20 protein-coding genes are annotated in these 18,839 nt (G+C 72.3%); 14 read left to right on the forward strand and 6 right to left on the reverse strand.

Annotated elements, in window-relative coordinates:
* Positions 1–6 precede the first annotated feature (6 nt).
* The 3 genes from AB8998_RS21055 to AB8998_RS21065 all read left to right on the forward strand — a co-directional run bounded on the left by AB8998_RS21055 (position 7) and on the right by AB8998_RS21065 (position 4,262).
* Complete coding sequence (locus AB8998_RS21055) at positions 7–1,557, forward strand: 1,4-alpha-glucan branching protein domain-containing protein (RefSeq protein ID WP_369741686.1); 1,551 nt, start codon at positions 7–9, stop codon at positions 1,555–1,557.
* A gap of 94 nt (positions 1,558–1,651) precedes the next feature.
* A complete protein-coding gene (locus tag AB8998_RS21060; protein ID WP_369739624.1) occupies positions 1,652–2,896 on the forward strand; it encodes a glycosyltransferase family 4 protein in 1,245 nt (414 codons plus the stop codon).
* A 13-nt stretch (positions 2,897–2,909) separates the two neighbouring features.
* Complete coding sequence (locus tag AB8998_RS21065) at positions 2,910–4,262, forward strand: TIGR01777 family oxidoreductase (protein ID WP_369739625.1); 1,353 nt, start codon at positions 2,910–2,912, stop codon at positions 4,260–4,262.
* 2 nt (positions 4,263–4,264) lie between these two features.
* Here AB8998_RS21065 and AB8998_RS21070 read toward each other — a convergent pair whose 3' ends face one another.
* The 3 genes from AB8998_RS21070 to AB8998_RS21080 form a co-directional block, all read right to left on the reverse strand.
* Positions 4,265–5,710 (reverse strand): GH12 family glycosyl hydrolase domain-containing protein, encoded by a 1,446-nt coding sequence (locus tag AB8998_RS21070; RefSeq protein ID WP_369739626.1) that lies wholly within the window; start codon positions 5,708–5,710, stop codon positions 4,265–4,267.
* A gap of 73 nt (positions 5,711–5,783) precedes the next feature.
* Positions 5,784–6,458, reverse strand: coding sequence for a phosphodiesterase (locus AB8998_RS21075; protein ID WP_369739627.1), 675 nt, complete (start codon positions 6,456–6,458; stop codon positions 5,784–5,786).
* A 53-nt stretch (positions 6,459–6,511) separates the two neighbouring features.
* Positions 6,512–6,682 (reverse strand): hypothetical protein, encoded by a 171-nt coding sequence (locus AB8998_RS21080; protein WP_369739628.1) that lies wholly within the window; start codon positions 6,680–6,682, stop codon positions 6,512–6,514.
* Positions 6,683–6,781: 99 nt separating this feature from the next.
* On the opposite strand from AB8998_RS21080, the gene AB8998_RS21085 reads away from it, so the two are divergent.
* The 11 genes from AB8998_RS21085 to AB8998_RS21135 all read left to right on the forward strand — a co-directional run bounded on the left by AB8998_RS21085 (position 6,782) and on the right by AB8998_RS21135 (position 16,003).
* Positions 6,782–7,255, forward strand: coding sequence for a hypothetical protein (locus AB8998_RS21085; RefSeq protein ID WP_369739629.1), 474 nt, complete (start codon positions 6,782–6,784; stop codon positions 7,253–7,255).
* Between the two features lie 262 nt (positions 7,256–7,517).
* Entirely contained in the window at positions 7,518–8,624 is a 1,107-nt protein-coding gene (locus AB8998_RS21090) for a polyprenyl synthetase family protein (protein WP_369739630.1), read from the forward strand.
* A 13-nt stretch (positions 8,625–8,637) separates the two neighbouring features.
* Positions 8,638–10,161, forward strand: coding sequence for a phytoene desaturase family protein (gene crtI, locus AB8998_RS21095; protein WP_369739631.1), 1,524 nt, complete (start codon positions 8,638–8,640; stop codon positions 10,159–10,161).
* On the forward strand, positions 10,158–11,111 hold the full coding sequence (locus AB8998_RS21100; RefSeq protein ID WP_369739632.1) for a phytoene/squalene synthase family protein: 954 nt from the start codon (positions 10,158–10,160) through the stop codon (positions 11,109–11,111). The genes crtI and AB8998_RS21100 overlap by 4 nt, the downstream gene beginning before the upstream one ends.
* On the forward strand, positions 11,108–11,431 hold the full coding sequence (locus tag AB8998_RS21105) for a lycopene cyclase domain-containing protein (RefSeq protein WP_369739633.1): 324 nt from the start codon (positions 11,108–11,110) through the stop codon (positions 11,429–11,431). The genes AB8998_RS21100 and AB8998_RS21105 overlap by 4 nt, the downstream gene beginning before the upstream one ends.
* On the forward strand, positions 11,428–11,739 hold the full coding sequence (locus tag AB8998_RS21110) for a lycopene cyclase domain-containing protein (protein ID WP_369739634.1): 312 nt from the start codon (positions 11,428–11,430) through the stop codon (positions 11,737–11,739). Before AB8998_RS21105 ends, AB8998_RS21110 begins: the two co-directional genes overlap by 4 nt.
* Entirely contained in the window at positions 11,726–12,469 is a 744-nt protein-coding gene (locus AB8998_RS21115; RefSeq protein ID WP_369739635.1) for a class I SAM-dependent methyltransferase, read from the forward strand. The genes AB8998_RS21110 and AB8998_RS21115 overlap by 14 nt, the downstream gene beginning before the upstream one ends.
* Positions 12,466–13,986, forward strand: a complete 1,521-nt coding sequence (locus AB8998_RS21120; protein ID WP_369739636.1) for a hydroxysqualene dehydroxylase — start codon at positions 12,466–12,468, stop codon at positions 13,984–13,986. The genes AB8998_RS21115 and AB8998_RS21120 overlap by 4 nt, the downstream gene beginning before the upstream one ends.
* Before the next feature lie 50 nt (positions 13,987–14,036).
* Complete coding sequence (locus AB8998_RS21125) at positions 14,037–14,981, forward strand: DUF5914 domain-containing protein (RefSeq protein ID WP_369741687.1); 945 nt, start codon at positions 14,037–14,039, stop codon at positions 14,979–14,981.
* Positions 14,978–15,382 carry a DUF2784 domain-containing protein gene (locus tag AB8998_RS21130; RefSeq protein WP_369739637.1) on the forward strand — a complete coding sequence of 135 codons (405 nt, stop codon included), beginning with the start codon at positions 14,978–14,980 and terminating at the stop codon, positions 15,380–15,382. Before AB8998_RS21125 ends, AB8998_RS21130 begins: the two co-directional genes overlap by 4 nt.
* Before the next feature lie 54 nt (positions 15,383–15,436).
* Complete coding sequence (locus AB8998_RS21135) at positions 15,437–16,003, forward strand: MarR family winged helix-turn-helix transcriptional regulator (protein WP_369739638.1); 567 nt, start codon at positions 15,437–15,439, stop codon at positions 16,001–16,003.
* Here AB8998_RS21135 and AB8998_RS21140 read toward each other — a convergent pair.
* The 3 genes from AB8998_RS21140 to AB8998_RS21150 are packed head-to-tail and all read right to left on the reverse strand — an operon-like array spanning position 15,944 to position 18,806.
* A complete protein-coding gene (locus AB8998_RS21140; protein ID WP_369739639.1) occupies positions 15,944–17,242 on the reverse strand; it encodes a glycosyltransferase in 1,299 nt (432 codons plus the stop codon). The genes AB8998_RS21135 and AB8998_RS21140 overlap by 60 nt on opposite strands.
* Positions 17,243–17,256: 14 nt before the next feature.
* Positions 17,257–18,300 (reverse strand): type 2 isopentenyl-diphosphate Delta-isomerase, encoded by a 1,044-nt coding sequence (gene fni, locus AB8998_RS21145; protein WP_369739640.1) that lies wholly within the window; start codon positions 18,298–18,300, stop codon positions 17,257–17,259.
* Complete coding sequence (locus AB8998_RS21150; RefSeq protein WP_369739641.1) at positions 18,297–18,806, reverse strand: MarR family winged helix-turn-helix transcriptional regulator; 510 nt, start codon at positions 18,804–18,806, stop codon at positions 18,297–18,299. The genes fni and AB8998_RS21150 overlap by 4 nt, the downstream gene beginning before the upstream one ends.
* Positions 18,807–18,839 lie beyond the last annotated feature (33 nt).

An 18,839-nucleotide genomic window follows, 5' to 3' on the forward strand; every position in this document is an offset into this window, starting at 1 on the left:
CCGGGCATGTTCACCCTGGTGCTGCACACCCATCTACCGTGGCTGGCCCACCACGGCCGCTGGCCGGTCGGCGAGGAATGGCTCTACCAGTCGTGGGCCGCGGCCTACCTGCCGCTGCTGCGGGTGCTGCGTACCCTGGCCGACGAGGACCGCCGCGGGCTGCTCACCCTGGGCGTCACCCCGGTGGTCAACGCCCAGCTGGACGACCCGTACTGCCTCGACGGCATGCACCACTGGCTGGCGAACTGGCGGCTGCGGGCGTCGGAAGCTGCGAGCGTGCGCTCCGCGCCCCGGTCGACGTCGGCCGAATACCCGTCGTGTTCACCGGAAGCGCTGCGCGCGTTGGGGATTCGCGAGTGCGCCGAGGCGGACCGGGCGCTGGACGAGTTCGCCACCCGGTGGCGGCACGGCGGCAGCCCGCTGTTGCGCCGCCTGGTCGAGGCGGGCACTGTGGAGTTGCTCGGCGGCCCGCTGGCCCACCCGTTCCAGCCGTTGCTCACCCCGCGGCTGCGCGAGTTCGCGCTGCGTGAGGGCCTTGCCGACGCGCGGCAGCGACTGGCGCACTTCCCGACCGGCATCTGGGCGCCCGAATGCGCCTACGCCCCCGGCCTGGAAGACGATTACGCCGCCGCCGGGGTCACCCACTTCATGGTCGACGGCCCGTCGCTGCACGGCGACACCGCGCTGGGCCGGCCTGTCGGCGGGTCCGGCGTCGTCGCGTTCGGCCGCGACCTGCAGGTCAGCTACCGGGTGTGGTCGCCGAAGTCCGGCTACCCCGGGCACGCCGCCTACCGCGACTTCCACACCTACGACCACCTCACCGGGCTCAAGCCGGCCAGGGTGACCGGCCGCAACGTGGATTCGGGGGCCAAGGCGCCATACGACCCGGACCGCGCCGACCGCGCGGTCGACGTCCATGTCGCCGACTTCGTCGACGTCGTGCGCAACCGGCTGGCCGCGGAGTCCGAGCGCCTCGGGCGGCCGGCCCACGTCGTGGCGGCCTTCGACACCGAACTGTTCGGCCACTGGTGGTACGAGGGCCCGACGTGGCTGGCGCGGGTGTTGCGCGCCCTGCCCGCCGCCGGCGTGCGGGTGGGCACCCTGCGCGACGCGCTCACCGACGGGTTCGTCGGCACCCCGGTCGACCTGCCGCCCAGCTCCTGGGGGTCGGGCAAGGACTGGCAGGTGTGGGCCGGGGAGCAGGTGGCCGACCTGGTCCGGCTCAACACCGAGGTCGTCGACACCGCGCTGACCACCGTCGACAAGGCGTTGTCGCAGGCCGCGCCACTGGGCGGCCCGGTCCCCCGCGACCGCGTCGCCGACCAGGTCCTGCGCGAGACCCTGCTCACGGTCTCCAGCGACTGGCCGTTCATGGTGAGCAAGGACTCGGCGGCCGATTACGCGCGCTACCGCGCCCACCTGCACGCGCACGCGGCCCGAGAGATCGCGGGCGCGCTGGCGTCGGGCCGGCGCGACACCGCCGAGCGGCTCGCCGAGGGGTGGAACCGCGCCGACGGACTGTTCGGGGCCCTGGACGCGCGTAGGCTGCCCCGGTGACTTTCGCCTCTTCCCGCGAGCGTGCGTGTCTGCTCGACGACACGCCGCTCCGGACGGCATTCTGCGCACCCTCGCCGCGAAAAGGCGCCCGCGCGTGAAGATCCTGATGGTGTCGTGGGAGTACCCGCCGGTGGTGGTCGGCGGCCTCGGCCGGCATGTGCACCACCTGTCGACCGCGCTGGCCGAAGCCGGTCACGACGTCGTGGTCCTGTGCCGGCGTCCCACGGGCACCGACCCCAGCACGCACCCGACCTCCGACCAGATCGACGAGGGCGTCCGCGTGATCGCGGCCGCACAGGACCCGCACGAATTCGGCTTCGGCACCGACATGATGGCCTGGACCCTGGCGATGGGCCACGCGATGGTGCGGGCCGGGCTGGTTATCAGACGGCACGGCACCAGCCGGCCGTGGCGCCCCGACGTCGTGCACGCACACGACTGGCTGGTCGCCCATCCGGCCATCGCGCTGGCCCAATTCTACGACGTGCCAATGGTTTCCACGATCCACGCCACCGAGGCCGGGCGGCATTCCGGCTGGGTGTCCGGGGCGATCAGCCGGCAGGTGCACGCCATCGAGTCGTGGCTGGTGCGCGAATCCGACTCGCTGATCACGTGTTCGGCGTCGATGGGCGAGGAGATCACCGAGCTGTTCGGCCCCGGCCTGGCCGGCATCACCGTGATCCGCAACGGTATCGACGTGACGTGCTGGCCGTTCGCGGACCGCCGCCCGCGCACCGGGCCGGCCGAACTGCTCTACCTCGGCCGGCTGGAATACGAGAAGGGCGTGCACGACCTCATCGCCGCCCTGCCAAGGATCCGGCGCACCCACCCCGGCACCACCCTGACCGTCGCCGGGACCGGCACCCAACAGGGATGGCTCGCCGACCAGGCCCGAAAACACCGGGTGCTCAAGGCGATTCGGTTCGTCGGGCATCTCGGCCACACCGAGCTACTGGCGGTGCTGCACCGCGCCGACGCCGCGGTGCTGCCCAGCCATTACGAACCGTTCGGGATCGTTGCCCTGGAGGCCGCCGCGGCCGGCACCCCGCTGGTGACGTCGGACGTCGGCGGCCTGGGCGAGGCGGTGATCAACGGACGGACCGGCGTGTCGTGCCCGCCGCGCGACGTGGCGAAGCTGGCGTCCGCGGTACGCGCGGTGCTCGACGATCCGGCGGCCGCGCAGCGGCGCGCCCGCGCGGCCCGCGAGCGGCTGACCTCCGACTTCTCCTGGCAGACGGTCGGCGAGCAGACCGCCCAGGTATACCTGGCGGCCAAGCGCGCCGAACGCCAGCCGCAGCCCCGGCTGCCGATCGTCGAGCACGCGCTGCCCGATCGTTAGCTACCTTCGAGGCATGGCTCTGGAATTCTCGAGCGTGGTCGATGCGCCCCGCGATGACGTCTTCGCCTGGTACGCCAGGCCGGGTGCTTTCGAACGACTCTCGCCGCCGTGGCAGCCGATGCGGCTCGTGGCCGAGGCCGCCTCGCTGAAAGACGGACGCGCCGAGCTCGCGCTGCCGGGCGGGCTGCGCTGGATCGCCGTGCACCAACCGGACGGCTACGACCCCCCGCGGCGTTTCGTCGACACCGTCGGCGGCGACGGGATCGCCTCGCTGCCGACGCGCATCGCCATGCGCTGGAAACACATTCACGAGTTCGAGGACCTGGGCGAACGGACCCGGGTGATCGACCGGGTCGAGACGCCGGTGCCCGGTGCGGCGCTGCGCGCGATGTTCGCCTACCGGTACCGGCAGCTGGCCGACGACCTGGCGGCCCACCGGCTGGCGGCCGAGCGAGGCCTCGCACCGCTGACCGTGGCCGTCACGGGGTCTTCGGGATTGGTGGGTTCGGCGCTGACGGCATTCTTGAGCACCGGCGGCCATCGCGTCGTGCGGCTGGTGCGCGGCGCCCCGCGCTCCGGCGACGAGCGGCACTGGAACCCCGACGATCCCGACCCCGACCTGCTGACCGGGGTCGACGCCGTGATCCATCTGGCCGGCGCCTCGATCGCCGGACGGTTCACCGGAGCCCACCGGCGCGCGATCCGCGACAGCCGCATCGGCCCCACCCGCCGCCTGGCCGAACTGGCGGGCCGCACCGACCCCGCGCCCGCGGCGTTCGTCTCGGCGTCGGCGATCGGGTACTACGGGTACGACCGCGGCGATGAGGTCCTCACGGAGGACAGCGGCCGCGGAGACGGGTTTTTGGCCGACGTCGTCGCCGACTGGGAGGACGCGGCCGCGCCGGCCGAGGAGGCCGGGGTGCGCGTGGTGCGGGTGCGCACCGGCATCGTGCAATCCCCCCGCGGCGGCACCCTGCGGCTGCTGCGTCCGCTGTTCTCCGCCGGACTGGGCGGGCGGCTGGGCAGCGGCCGGCAATGGCTGTCCTGGATCGGCATCGACGACCTGGTCGACGTGTACCACCGCGCGCTGTGGGACGACGCGCTGACCGGTGCGGTCAACGCCGTTGCCCCGCAACCGGTTCGCAACGACGAATACACCCACACCCTGGCCCGTGTGCTGCATCGTCCCGCGCTGCTGCCGGTCCCGCCGCTGGGCCCACGGCTGCTGCTCGGCGCGCAGGGCGCCCGCGAACTCGCGTGCGCCAGCCAGCGCGTGCTCCCCCGCAAGCTCGAAGCGGCCGAACACCGGTTCCGCCGGCCCGGCCTCGATCAGACCCTGCGTCACCTGCTTGGGCGCACCGGCTGAGGTCAGGGAGTGCCGTTGATGCTGGCGGAAAATGTATCGACCGCCGCGCCGACGCTGCCGTTCCAGGGCTCGAACCCCGCCTGGATGCTGGTCAGGTACCACGAGCTGTTCACCGACGGCTCCCAGGTTTCGGTGTTGTCGACGAAGCCCAACACATTCATGTTGTTCCACGAGTTGATCGGCGAGTCCGCGACGTAGGAGACCACCTGGTTCTGGCCGTTGTAGCCTTCCCACACCGCGAACTGCTTTCCGTCGATCGTGGCGGTGCCCACATCGGAGCCGACCGGCTGGATGGGGCCGACATGGTTGAACCAGATCATGATCTCCTGCTGGTTGACCGTGGATGTGTTCGGCGTGGGATTCAGCCAGATGTCGTAGGAGGCGTCGTAGGTGCCGCTACTGGGGTAGGTATAGCTGATGCTGCTCGTCGCGGTTTGGATTTGGCTCAGCTGGTCCGGCAAAGGGCTGTGCGGGGAGATGTTGTTGTAGGCCCCGCCCAAATAGACCGACGGGTAGGACAGCGGCGCGCCGTTGGTGGGAGCCGAGCCGGTCAGGGCGGTGATCGCGAAACCGGTGGAGCTGACGGTGATCGTCTGCTGCCCGCCCCCGATGTTGTACGCGTTGTTCTGCACTATGTAGGCGTTTTCGATGATGGCCGTTCCGTATTGATCGGAGATCACGGTGCCGCCGCTGGAGCCACCCCCGCCCGTCGACCCGCCGCCGCCGCCCGTCAAGGGCGCGCCGGTCTGACCGTCGCTTCCCGCGCGGCCGATCAATCCTGGCTGCCCGCCCATGCCGCCCGCGCCGGGATTTCCGCCGTTGACGCCCGCGACCGCCTGTCCGCCGGTGCCGCCGTTGCCGCCGTTGCCGACCAGCAGGCCACCATGACCACCGGTCCCGCCCGCCGCACCGGCCCCGCCGGTGCCCCCGTTGCCGCCGTTGCCGAACCACCCGCCGGCCCCGCCGGCCCCGCCGGTCTGGCCGGACGCACCGGTGCCACCGTTGCCGCCGTTGCCGATCAACCAGCCACCCGATCCGCCGGCCTGCCCCGTGCCCGCCATGCCGTTGGCGCCGTTGCCGAACAACGGCCGCCCGGTCAGATCCTTCACCGGGGAGAACCACGGCACCTGGGCGATCGCGTTCTCCAGCGTGCCCAGGGAGGTGGTGTTGGCCGCCTCTGCGGCGCCGTAGGCGCCCTGCACCCGGTGCAGCGCCGCCACGAACTGGGCGTGAAACGCCGCCGCCTGGGTGCCCAGAGCCTGGAACCGTTGGGCGTGTGCGGAAAACACCGCCGCGATCGCCCCCGACACCTCATCTTGGGCCGCGGTCGCCACCGAGGTGGTCGAGACGTCCGCGGCGCTGTAGGCCGAACGCAGCGAGGAGCCGATACCGGCCGCCTGCGACACGGCCGTCGACATCAACTCCGGGTCAAATGCGGTGAATGCCACACCGCAAGACATTAACGCGTTTGTCCCGTGTGGTTGAAAGGGCGGCACGGGTCGGCCTCGATCAGGCCCTGCGTCACCTGCTTGGGCGCACCGGCTGAACTGCTTCGGCGTCGCGGCCCTCCCGGCTGCGCCGGTATGCGCTTTCCCGCAGGCCGGCCAGCCAGGCCGGGCGCAGGTTCAGCCCGGGCGCGAGGTTGACGACCGGGTCGAGCGACACGTCCTCGCCCGGCGCCGGATCGAACGGCCCGGTCATCCTCAGCCGGGCCAGCGGCGTGAAATCGCCTCTGCCGCGAGCTTGGTCGAGCGCCATCCCGATTCCGCCGGCCACAAGCCGCCGCCGCACGGCGGCCAGCGACAGCCCCGGGCCGTCGATGTCGCTGCAGAGCCGCGCCCGCAGCCACCAGTTTCTACCCCGATAGCCGAACGGCATGAGGCCGGTCATGGTCTGCCCGGTCCACGAGGTGGCGGGCCGTAGCGCCACCGCCCGGGCCAGCACGCCCGAACCCGAGGAGACGACCAGGACGTCCCATGGCGTCGACGCCTGCAACCGCACGGCCGGGCCGACGAAGCCTTGCAGCGGGCCCGGTGTCCCGGCGGCCTTGGACACCCGCGCGAGCACGCTCGACGAGGCGATCGGCAGCAGCCGTCCGTAGCCGTTGGCGCGCACGCGGATTCTCCGCTCGGCGGTCGCGCTGTTGTGCTCGAGCCATGCGGCGATCGCCGTGTGTGTGGCGCTGAGCGCAGCCATGCCCGACACCCGGCAGCCGCGGCGTCGTCGTGCGGAATCGCGCGCTGTCCCGATCACCGCGTGGTCACGCGCACCCCCGTGGACGGCCGCTGCCCCGGCAACGGGACGTCGATGAAAAGCTGTTGCATGACGGCCTGCCAGGACTCCACCCTGGCCTCCGGTTCGCCGGTCCCCTCGAACAGCCCCACCATCACGGCACCGTCGTCGCCGGCCAGCGCGTACACCGGCCCACCGAAGTCGCCCGCGCGCGAGGCGACGTCGGCGACGACGAACCATCCCCGTTCGACGGAGTCGACGTGGCCGCAGTCCTGTGAACCGTCGAGATGCCGTCGTGGCAGAGCCGCTCGGCCGGTTGGGCGCGGGCGCCCGGCCTGGACTGCAACTGGCGCCCGGTGGGCAGCACGTCGGAGGCGCTGACGTTGTCGCCCAACCCGATGACCTCGTACTCCACGCCCGAGCCGCCGGCGGCGGCGGTCCCCGCGGAGTTGTACCGGGCCACGACCACCGTGCCGAGCACGTTCTGGTGGTCGTCGGTGACGACCGATCCGCAGTCGCGGTTCGACGAATCCCAGCGTGCACACGGTGTCGCCCTGATGGATCTGAATGCCGGGAAAGGCGGTGGCCCCCGTGTCGGCGCGGGCCGGCGCCGCCACCAGGACGCCAACCGTGCTCGCGACCAGCAACGCGAACCCGATCGCCAGGCGATGGCAGAGGTCGCGAGCGAGGTCCCATTGAACCGGGCCGTCTCTTGCGTCCGTCGGGTATGTGGGACCGGCTACCCGGCGGCGTCTGCGTGAAACGGTCCGCGCCTTCGCCCGCCTCGCCGGTCTCGCGGGAAAAGAACTCTGGCCAACCACCGACTAATTCAGTAGATTAATGTTTAAGTAACTGAATGACACGACGGCCGGCCCACGTCCGCGCCACGACGTCCGCCGCCGCGCGGTGGTTTGATTTCTCGCCAAAGGGGTACATCGCGTGAATCTGAGCCGTTCGAGCCGGAGGCTGACCGACGTTGCCGCAGGTGCTTCGGTGGGGGCCGTGGGCGCTTGTCCACGGCCTTTGCGCAGCGAAGTTCCCGCCGACGGCGTGGCCGCACCACCCGACATCACCCAGCTGGACTCCTGGCGGGCCTGGCTGCGGCGTGCGGTGCTCACCGCGGTCACCGACTTCGTCACCGATCGGTGCGACGAGGAGCTGGGCTCGGCCGGCGTCGACGTGGCCGGCGAGATCCTGCTGGAGTTCCTCGACGGCGGCAAATGCCTGCGCTCGACGTTCATATACCTGGGCTGGCTGTGCGGCGCACCGGCGAGCGACGCGGCCCTGTGGGCGGCCGGCAGCCTGGAGTTGTTGCACGCGTTCGCCCTGCTGCAGGACGACGTGATGGACGACTCGGCGTCCCGGCGGGGCCGGCCCGCTGCGCACGTCCAGTTCGCCGACTGGCATCGCGGGCGCGGGCTGTCCGGCTCGTCGCGCCGCTTCGGGGAATCGGCCGCGGTCCTGCTCGGCGACCTGTGCCTGATCTGGGCCGAACAGATGCTGCGCGACAGCGGGCTGGCGCCCGACCAGCTGCAGCGGGCCTGGCCGCGCTACGACGCCATGCGCAGCGAACTGGCCGTGGGCCAATTCGCCGACCTGGCGAACGACGTGCGCGACCTGCCCACGATGGAGTCGGTGCTGGCCGTGGCCAGGCTCAAGTCGGGTAACTACACCGTGCGCCGCCCGCTGGAGATCGGCGCCGCGATGGCCGGCTGCGGCGAGCGCGTGCTGGGCGGACTGGGCGACTACGGCTGCGCCGTCGGCGAGGCGTTCCAGCTGCGCGATGACATCCTCGGCGTGTTCGGGAGCCCCGCCGTGACGGGCAAACCCAGCGGCGGGGACCTGCTGGAACGCAAGGCCACCAGCGTGGTGGTCGCCGCCCACCAGCTGGCCGACGCGTCGACGCGCCGCCAGTTCCGGGAGCTGATGGACGACGACCGGCTCGACGCGGCCGCCGTCGACCACTGGCGCACCCTGATCCTGTCCACCGGTGCGGTGCAGTGGATCGAGCAACTGATCGCCGAGCGTGTCGCCGCGGCGCGGAAAGCCCTGGACCGCAGCGGGATCGGCGGCGAAATCCGGGGCGCGCTGGTCGACATGGCCGGTGTGTGCACGCGGCGGGCGGCATGAGAGGCTCAAACTGATGCGCACGATACGGGGGCGCACCGACCACGTCGTGGTCGTCGGCGCCGGATTCGCCGGGCTGTCCGCGGCGCTGCACCTGGCCGGCCGCGGCCGCGAGGTAACGGTGGTCGAGCAGCAGCCCTGGCCGGGCGGGCGGGCCGGGCGGCGCGACGTCGCCGGCTACCGCATCGACACCGGGCCCACGGTGATCACGATGCCCGACATCATCGACGAGGTCTTCGCCGCGGTCGGCGAAAACCGTTCGCAGCGGCTCGATCTGCGGCCGGTGGACCCGGCGTACCGGGCGATGTTCGCCGACGGCGGTGCGATCGACGTGCACACCGACGCCGACCGCATGACCGCCGCGGTGCGGGAATTCGCCGGGCCGCAACAGGCCGCGGGCTACCTTCGGCTGCGGGACTGGCTGGACCGGCTGTACCGCACCGAGTTCGACGGCTTCATCTCCGCGAACTTCGACTCCCCGCTGTCGCTGCTCAACGGCCGGCTGGCCCGGCTCGCGGCGATCGGCGGGTTCCGCCGCTGGGACACGATGGTCAAGCGCCACATCAGCGATCCGCGCCTGCGGCGGGTGTTCACCTTCCAGTCGCTCTACGCCGGGGTCGCGCCGCAGCAGGCCCTGGCGGTCTATGCGGTGATCGCCTACATGGACACGGTCGCCGGGGTGTTCTTCCCCCGCGGCGGGGTGCGGGCCCTGCCCGACGCGCTGGCCGCGGCGGCCGCCGACGCCGGGGTGCGGTTCCGCTACGGCACGGCCGTCACCGCGCTGGACCGCACCGTCGACCGGGTCACCGCGGTCCACACCGCGCAGGGCGAGCGCATCGCCTGCGACGCGGCCGTGCTGACCACCGAGTTGCCGCAGACCTACGCGCTGCTGGGCCACCGGCCGCGCCGGCCGCTCGGGCTGCGCGCCGCGCCGTCGGCGGTGGTGCTGCACGTCGGCTGCCGCGCCGCCACCGCACCGCCGCCGGCGCACCACACCATCCTGTTCGGCAGCGCCTGGGAGCAGACCTTCACCGACATCATCCGCGACGGCCGGCTCATGACGGACCCCTCGCTGCTGGTCACCCGGCCGACGGCAAGCGACCCGGCCCTGGCCCCCGACGGTCGCGACCTGCTCTACGTGCTGGCGCCGGCACCGAACCTGTCGCGCGGCGGTATCGACTGGGCGGCCACCGGCGAGCGCTACGCGGACACCCTGCTCGACATCGTGCAGGACAGGCTGCTGCCGGGCCTGCGCGCGGACGCCGAGGTGCTGCACGTCGATACCCCCGCGGACTGGGCCCACCAGGGCATGGCGGCCGGCACCCCCTTCGCGCTGGCCCACACGTTCGCCCAGACCGGGCCGTTCCGGCCGGCCAACACCGTGCGCGGCATCGAGAACGCGGTGCTCGCCGGCTCGTCGACCGTGCCCGGCGTGGGGGTGCCCACTACGCTGATCTCGGGCCGGCTGGCCGCCGACCGCATCACCGGCACCTCCGGGCGGCCGGCGAGACGTTTCGACCTGAAAGCGCGGCGACCATGATCCGCACCGAACTCGACGCCGCGGGAATCACCGACCCGGGGTTGCGTGCGGCGTACCGCCGGTGCCGCCAGATCGCGGCCGAGCACGGTCGCACCTACTTCCTGGCCACCCGGCTGCTCGCCCCGGACCAGCGCCCGGCGGTACACGCGCTGTACGGCTTCGCCCGCCACGCCGACGACATCCTCGACGACCTCGACCCGTCCGTGGACGTCGCCGCGCGCGCGGAAAGCCTCCAGCGGCTCTCCGATCGTTTCTTCGCCGGCGGCGACCTTCGTGAGGAGCCCGTGCTGGCCGCGGCCGACGACACCGTGCGACGTTACGGAATTGCCGCAGACCTGTTCGAGGACTTTCTCGCCTCGATGCGGATGGATCTGTCCGTCACCGATTATCCCGACCGGGCCGCGCTGGACCGGTACATGCGCGGCTCGGCGGAAGTCATTGGGCTGCAGATGCTTCCGGTGCTCGGCACGGTGGTTTCCAGCGACGAGGCGGCCCCGTACGCGGCCGCGCTGGGGCGCGCCTTCCAGCTCACCAACTTTCTGCGCGACGTCGACGAGGACCTGCGGCGCGGCCGGGTCTACCTGCCCGCCGACGAACTCGCCGCCCACGGCGTCGACCGCGAGCTGCTGACGTGGTGTCACGACCACCACCGCACCGACCCCCGGGTGCGCGCGGCACTGGCGGCCCAGCACGACGTCACCCGCGACATCTACCGGTTCGCCGCCGAGGGCATCGCGCTGCTGCAACCGCGTTCCCGGCCCTGTGTCGCCACCGCACTGACGCTCTACTCTGAGATACTCGACTGCATTGAGAGCAGTGATTTCTCGGTGTTCGGCCGGCGCGCCACCGTCGGCATCTCGCGACGGCTGCAGGTCGCCGGCGGCGGGCTGCTGCGGTCGTGGCGCGCGCGGCTGGCCCCCCCCGAGCACCGCAAGCCCGGTGCGGCATGAGCGAGGGCTGGCAATACCTGATCGTGCTGGGGCTGTGCCTGGCGATCACGGCGCCGCTGGAGTTCTTCGGCGCCGGCGTCTACCGCCGGCCCCGGCGGGTCGTACGTGCGGTGGCCCCGGTCGCCGCGGTGTTCCTGGTCTGGGACGCGGTCGCGATCGCCGCCGGGGTGTGGACGTACAACCCGTGCTACATCAGCGGCGTCCACCTCCCGTTCCGGGTTCCCCTGGAGGAGGCGCTGTTCTTCGTGGTGATCCCGCTGTGCGCGTTGCTGACCTACAACGCGGTCACCACGATCCTCGACCGGGCCAGGCGGCGATGACCGGCCTGGGCTACACCCTGCCGGCCGTGCTGGCCGTGTTCCTCGTCGTGGCGCTGGAGTTCGGGCTGCTGCACACCGGGCTCTTCCGGCGGCCCGCCTACTGGCTGTCGATGCTGATCGTGCTCGGCTTCCAGGTGCCGGTCGACGGCTGGCTGACCAAGCGCAGCGCACCGATCGTGATCTACGACCAGCGCCAGACCAGCGGCGTACGGTTCCCGTTCGACATCCCGGTCGAGGATTTCCTGTTCGGCTTCGCGCTGGTCACCGCGGTGCTGATGCTGTGGGAGGGCCGACGTGCGCGTCGCTAGGGCGGGCCTGCCGCGCGGTGAGGTGCCCGGCGCCTTCGACGTCGGCGCCGCCGCCTACGACCGGCTGGTCGGCGCCAACCCGGGCTACCACGCCAACCTGCGGCGGTCGGCGGAACGCATGCGAATTCCCGGTCGCGGCAAGGGTTTACGGCTGCTCGATGCGGGCTGCGGCACCGGCGCGTCGACGGCCGCGCTGCTGTCGGTGGCCCCCGAGGCCGAGATCGTCGCCGTCGACGCCGCCGGCGGCATGCTGGAGGCGGCGCGCGCCAAGCCGTGGCCGCCGTCGGTGCGGTTCGTGCACTCGCGCATCGAGGACCTCGCCGCGCACGGTGAGGTCCGGGGGCCGTTCGACGGCATCCTGGCCGCCTACCTGCTGCGCAACCTCGCCGACCCGGACGGCCAGCTGCGGGCGTTTCGGGCGCTGCTGCGCCCCGGCGGGACCCTGGCGGTGCACGAGTACTCGGTGCGCGACTCGCGCGCCGCGACCAGGATCTGGCACGCGGTGTGCTGGGGCATCATCATCCCGTCGGGCTGGTGGCGCACCCGCGACACCACGCTGTACCGGCACCTGTGGCGCAGCGTGCTGGCCTTCGACGGTGCGGCGCGCTTCCGCCGCCGGATGCTCGAGGCCGGGTTCACCGACGTGGACAGCCAGACCATGCCGGGCTGGGAACGCGACGTCGTGCACACCTTCCTGGGATACGCGCCACCGGAGGACGCGAAACGATGACCGACCGCCGCCGCCAGATCCATCCCGCCCGGCCCGGGCTGCCCGACGCGAGCGGGCTGCCGTCGCGGCCCCGCGCCGTCGTCGTGGGCGCGGGCATCGCCGGGCTGACGGCCGCCACCGGGCTGGCCGAACGGGGGGTCGCCGTGGACCTCGTCGAACGCCAGGAGTACCTGGGCGGGCGGGTCGGCGGCTGGACCGAACACGACGCCGAGGGCGCCGGGCTGCCGATGAACCGCGGGTTCCACGCCTTCTTCCGCCAGTACTACAACCTGCGGGCCCTGCTGCGCCGCGTCGACCCGAAGCTGCGCATGCTCACCCCCGTCGAGGACTACCCCCTCATCGACGGCGCCGGCCGGCGGGACACGTTTCGCGGGCTGCCGCAGCTCCCGCCGTGGAACGCACTGGCGTTCGCGTTGCGCAGCCCGACGTTCCGGCTCGCCGACCTGGCGCGCCTCGACGTGCGCGCCGCCGCGCCGCTGGCGGCGGTGTCGGTGCCCGAGATCTACCAGCGGCTCGACCACGTCGACGCCGACACCTTCCTCAAAGACATCAACTTCCCCGAGTCGGCGCGGCACCTCGCGTTCGAGGTGTTCTCGCGCAGCTTCTTCGCCGAACCGGCACAGCTGTCGGCCGCCGAGCTGGCGACGATGTTCCACATCTACTTCCTCGGCTCCAGCGAGGGCCTGATCTTCGACGTGGCCAACGCGAACTTCGATGCGGCCCTGTGGGATCCGCTGGCCGCACACCTGGGCGGCCAGGGTGTCCGGGTGCACCTTGGCGACCAAGTCTCGCGCGTGGAACCCGCCGCGGCCCAAGGTTTTCACGTGCACACCGCGGCCGGCGAGCGACTGGAAGCCGACGCCGTGGTGCTGGCCCTGGACGTGCACGGCCTGCAGCAGGTCGTGCACGCCTCACCGGGCCTGGGCGACGAGCCGTGGCGCTCCCGGGTCGGCGGGCTGCGCACGGCGCCGCCGTTCCTGGTGCACCGGCTCTGGCTGGACCGGCCCGTCGACGCCGATCGCCCCGCCTTTCTCGGCACCGCCGGTCACGAGCCGCTCGACAACATCAGCGTGCTGGAGCGCTACGAACGCGAGGCAACCGACTGGGCCCGCCGCAATCGCGGCTCCGTGGTCGAACTGCACTCGTATGCCGCGCGCTCGGAATCCACGGCCGGCGCCCTCGACCAACTGCACGCCCTCTACCCGGAAACCGCGGCGGCCCGGGTGCGCCACGAGCGGGTGCTCCGGCGAAGCGACTGCCCGCTGTTCGCCCCTGGCACCCACCAATGCCGTCCGGCGGTGGTCACGCCGCAGCCGGGGCTGGTGCTGGCCGGTGACGGCATCCGCGTCGACCTGCCGGTGGCGCTGATGGAGCGTGCGGCCACCTCGGGCTGGCTGGCCGCCAACCACCTGCTGGGCAGGTGGGGGCTCGCCGGTCACCCGCTGTGCACCGTTCCCACCCGCGGGCGGTCGGCGGTGCTGCGCCGGCTGGCCACCGGCCGGGAGCGCCGACCGTGAGCGCCGCCGACCGCCTGCGTGGGCGCTGGCCCAAAGACTGGCCGCTGCAGATGGTTCCGCGGGTGGCGTGGACGAAGCAGGAACCCACCTACCGCGAGGCCAGGCCGGACGTCATCGACGCCGCGCTGGCGCGGTCGAAGCGCAGGCCGACCGGCAACTGGTTCGTGTTCGCGGCCAGCCGCGACGTGGGCGCCGGCCGGCCGCTGGGCGCCCGGGTCGGCGGGGTGGAACTGGTCGCCTGGCGCGACCGGCGGGGCCTGCTGCGGGTCGGTCCCGCCGGTTGCCCGCACCTGGGGGCCGATCTCGCCACCGGGATCGTGCGCGACGGTGTCCTGTTCTGTCGCTGGCACGGTCTGGCCCTCGACGGCGAGCGCTGCGAGTTCGGTTGGCGGCCTTTGCCCGCTCACGACGACGGCGTGCTGGCGTGGGTGCGGCTCGATGCCGTCGGCGGCGAGGCGCCGCTCGACGCGCCGGTGATCCCGCTCAGACCGGCCGGGGGCACGCTGGCGGCCGTCACCCGCCTGGACGGCAGCTGCGAACCCTGCGACGTCATCGCCAACCGGCTCGACCCGTGGCACGGTGCATGGTTTCACCCGTATTCGTTCACCCGGCTCGAGGTGCTCGCCACCCCGACCGAGGAGGACGACCGCTTCCTGGTGTCGGTCACCTTCCGGATGGGCCGGTTCGGGGTGCCGGTGATCGCGGAGTTCACCACCCCGGAGGCGCGCACCGTGCTGATGCGCATCGTCGAGGGCGAGGGAACCGGAAGCGTCGTCGAAACCCACGCCACCCCAACCGGTCCCGGCCCGGACGGGCGCCCCGGTGTCGCCGTGGTCGAGGCCACCGTCGCGACGTCGCAACGCCCCGGGTTCGCGGCCGCACGCCGCGCCGCCCCGCTGGTCACGCCGCTGATGCGCTATGCCGCCACCCGGCTGTGGCGCGACGACCTGGCCTACGCCGAACGCCGCTACCGGGTGCGCACGGGCGCTCGATGAAGAACCCGCATGCCGCGGTGGTGGCCGCCACCGTCGGCGCACACCTCGGGTACCTGATCTACCTGCCCAGCGGCGGCTTCCTGGCGTTGCGCTGGCCGCGCACCATCTGGCTGCACGTGGCAACGGTCTGCTGGGGCGCCGGCGTCGTGGCGCTCGGGTGGTCGTGCCCGCTGACGCGGCTGGAACGGTGGGCCCGGGACCGGGCGCGGATGGCTCCGCTGCCTGAGGGCGGGTTCATCGACCGCTACGTCGCGGGCGTGTGCTACCCGGCGGGCCGCACCGAAGCCGCCCAGGCCCTGGCCTTCGCCGCGGCCGCCACCTCCTGGATCGCCGTGGCCGCGGCGAAGGCCAGGCCGCGGGGCGCCGGCAGCCGACTTCCGCCACACGGCGGGGCGCATTAGGTCTTTCGACGACTGCGCCGATACCCTGGTACTTCTGATGAAGGATGCGGGTAGGTGACCAAGCGCCGCGCACAGAACCCACCGCCCGGCCGGACCGAGCTGGAAAAGCAGCTTTCGGCCGACATGCGGGAGATCACGGCGCAATCCGACCGCATCGGCCGGCACTTCGCCCGGACCAACGAGGTGAACAGCAACGACTTTCACGCCCTGCTGCACATCATGGTCTCCGAGACCGCCGGAAAACCGCTGACGCTGGCGCAGCTGGGTCAGCGGATGGACGTCTCGCCCGCGGCGATCACCTATCTCGTCGACCGGATGATCGAGTCGGGTCACATCCGGCGCGAACCCGACCCCGACGACCGCCGCAAGTGGCTGCTGCGCTACGAGAATGGCGGCATGGAACTCGCGCGCGAGTTCTTCACGCCGCTCGGCAAGCATCTGTCCGCCGCGATGGCCGATCTGAGCGACGACGACCTGCGCGCCGCCCACCGGGTCTTCACGGCGATGATCGAAGCGATGGGCAATTTCCAGGACGAGCTCGCCCCCGAGCCCGGCCGACGGTCAGCCGACATCGGGCGACACGCTGCGGCCCCGCGCCGGCGGCAGGTCAACCCGCGGTAGCCCCGGCGAAACCCCCTGTAGCAAGCGCTTTTCGATTAGGTCCGCGCCGCGCGCCACACCGCCGGTCGCGGCGAAGCCGGCCGCCACCCGGCGCGCGCCGTCGGCCATCGCGATCGCCGTGCGCACCGCCTCCCGCAGCCGGGCGGCAGTCAGCCTCTTCGCCGGCAGGCGGACGCCGCAGCCGGCCACCTGCACGCGGCGCGCGACCTCGGCCTGGTCGCGGCCGAAGGGCACCACGCAGACCGGGATGCCGCGATCGAGGGCCTTGACGGTCGTGCCCATGCCCCCATGGGTGACGGCGCAGACCGCGCGGTCAAGGACCACACCGTGATTCACAAACCGGCACACCGTCGCGTTGGGCGGCTGCGGCAGCGCGGGGGGCACGCCGGCGGGAAAGGTGGCGACCACGTGCACCGGCTCGTCGGCCAGCGCCTGCAGGGCGATACGGCCGAGCCGGGAGTCGGCCTGGGCGATCGAGGACGTGGTGACCAGCACGACCGGGCGGTCGACGGCGGCCATCCAGTCCGGTACGGCCACCGGGGCCGGCTCGAACTCACAGGCGCCGATGAAGTGCACGGCATCACCCCAGTCGGGGTGGGGATACTCGAAGGGCTCGCCGCCGACGGCCAACAGCAGCGGGGCGCGGCGCATCAACGCGTCCACCGAGTCGACCGCCGGCACACCGAGATCCGCGCGGACTGCGTTGACCCGCGGCATGACCCGGCGGTCGAAGAGGTGGGTCACGAACGGGCGCATCGACGCGTCGCGGACCGCACCCAGGACACCGGGCAGCGGCCGCAGGCCGGGGCCGAACGGCGGAGCACCGCGCGAGCGCAGGTAGGGGGTGAACGGCGAGAACACCAGCCAGGGAACACCGGTGGCTTCGGCCAGCGACATCGCCCCCCAGCAGTTGGCGTCGACGATGACCGCGTCGGGCCGCAGCCTCTCGATCCCGCGGCGCAGGTCCTCGACTTCGATGACTGCACGCCGGCACAGGACGTCGATCGTTTCCCGCAGGACGTCCAAGGCGTTGCGCGCCAGCCAATCCCGCCCCGTGATGGCCTCGATCCGCGGGTCTACGGCCTCGGTGTGGATGCCGAGCCTGCCCATGGCGTCGACGTCGGCGGCCAGGGTGCGCAGGTGCACCGCGTGGCCGCGGCCGGCCAGCTCCCGCAGCAGGGCTCCCATCGGGTACAGGTGCCCCAGTGCGGGGGACCCGTACGCCAGAATCACCGCCATGCGCGTTCCCGCCGTCAGGTGTCGGTCAGGCAGACGGAACGCAGGGCCCGCAGATCCGGTGCGCCGCAGCCGTGCAGGCACACCCGCAGCTCGTCGATGAACCGCTGCAGCCACGCCGTCGCCGCGTCCGCGGACTCGATCGCCGCGGGTAGCAGCGGGCGCGCGATCGCCACCACGTCGGCACCCAGGATCAGCGACTTGGCCGCGTCCATGCCGCTGCGGATACCGCCCGAGGCCACCAGCGGGATGTCCGGCAGGGCGGCGCGCACCTCCCGGATCGCCTGCGCGGTGGGTATGCCCCAGTCGGCCAGGTCCGGGTAGCGCAGTTCGCCGTAGCGGACCAGCTGCTCGACGCGCGACCACGACGTGCCGCCGGCGCCGGCCACGTCGATGGCGGCCACCGGCGGCGCACCCGAGAGCCGCAACAGATCGGCGACCGCCGCTCCGCCGAGGCCGTGGCCGACCTCCTTGAGCAGCACCGGATAGCCCAGCAGGTCGCTCAGGTCGTGCAGGCGGTCAAGCGACCCGGAGAAATCGGTGTCGCCGCCCCGCTGGACGGCCTCCTGAAGCGGATTGGTATGCACCGCAAGCGCATTGGCTCCGACACGGTGCAGGGCCCGGACGATGTCGGGCACCGCGTCCTTGGTCAGCTGGGCCAGGCCGATGTTGCCGAACAACAGCACGTCGGGTGCCACGTCGCGCACGGCGAAGCTGGAGGCGGCGGCCTCCCCCAACACGCTGTCGAGCATCACGCGCTGCGAGCCGAGCATCATGCCGATGCCAAGTCGCTGTGCGGCGGTGGCCAGATTACGGTTGATGGTTGCAGACAGCTCGGCGCCGCCGGTCATGGCGCCGACCAGCACGGGCGCCCGCAACGGCGCGCCGAGGAACTCGGTGGAAAGGTCGATATCGTCGAGATTGGTCTGGGTCAGCGCGTTATAGGGCAGGCGGTAACGCTCCAACCCCGTCGTGACGCCCCGGTAGTCGACGTCGCCGTCGAGGCACACGTCGATGTGGCGGCGCTTGCGCGTGGTCATCTCGCCCCGATCCATCCTCATGTGACACCCAAGTCGGCGCGCGCGACTTCCAGGTCGTCGAGGAACCGTCGCATCGCCATGATAAGCGCGGTCAACACCCGGTGCCCGGCGATCAGGTCGTCGTCGGGCAGGTCGGCCATGGCGGCGTAGGTATGCGCGGCCAGCGGGGTGAAGAAAGCCTCGGCGATGTCCCTGTGTTCGCCCGAGTACCGCAGGATGACCTTGCGGCGGTCGGAGGGGTCGGATTCGCGCCGCAGGTGACCGGAGTTGATCATCCGCTCGACGAGGTAGGTGATGGCAGCCGCGGACAGACGCATTTTGTCCCGCAGCTCTCCCGACGTCAGCGGGGCGCCCTCGCTCTCGGCCACCAGTATGTGCACCAGGGCGCGGAAATCGCTGGGGTGCACCTGGTGGGAGGCGGCGAAAACCCGCCCCAACTGGTCGGATTCGGCCGCAAGAGCGCGCGCGTCGGCCGCGATCAGCGCTTCGAGTCCCATCCGCTCCGGGGCACTCCGATCCGGGTTCATCAGAATGCCAGCGTACAGCGACCACGACTAGTT

The organism is Mycobacterium sp. HUMS_12744610, from assembly GCF_041206865.1.
Lineage (GTDB): Bacteria > Actinomycetota > Actinomycetes > Mycobacteriales > Mycobacteriaceae > Mycobacterium > Mycobacterium servetii.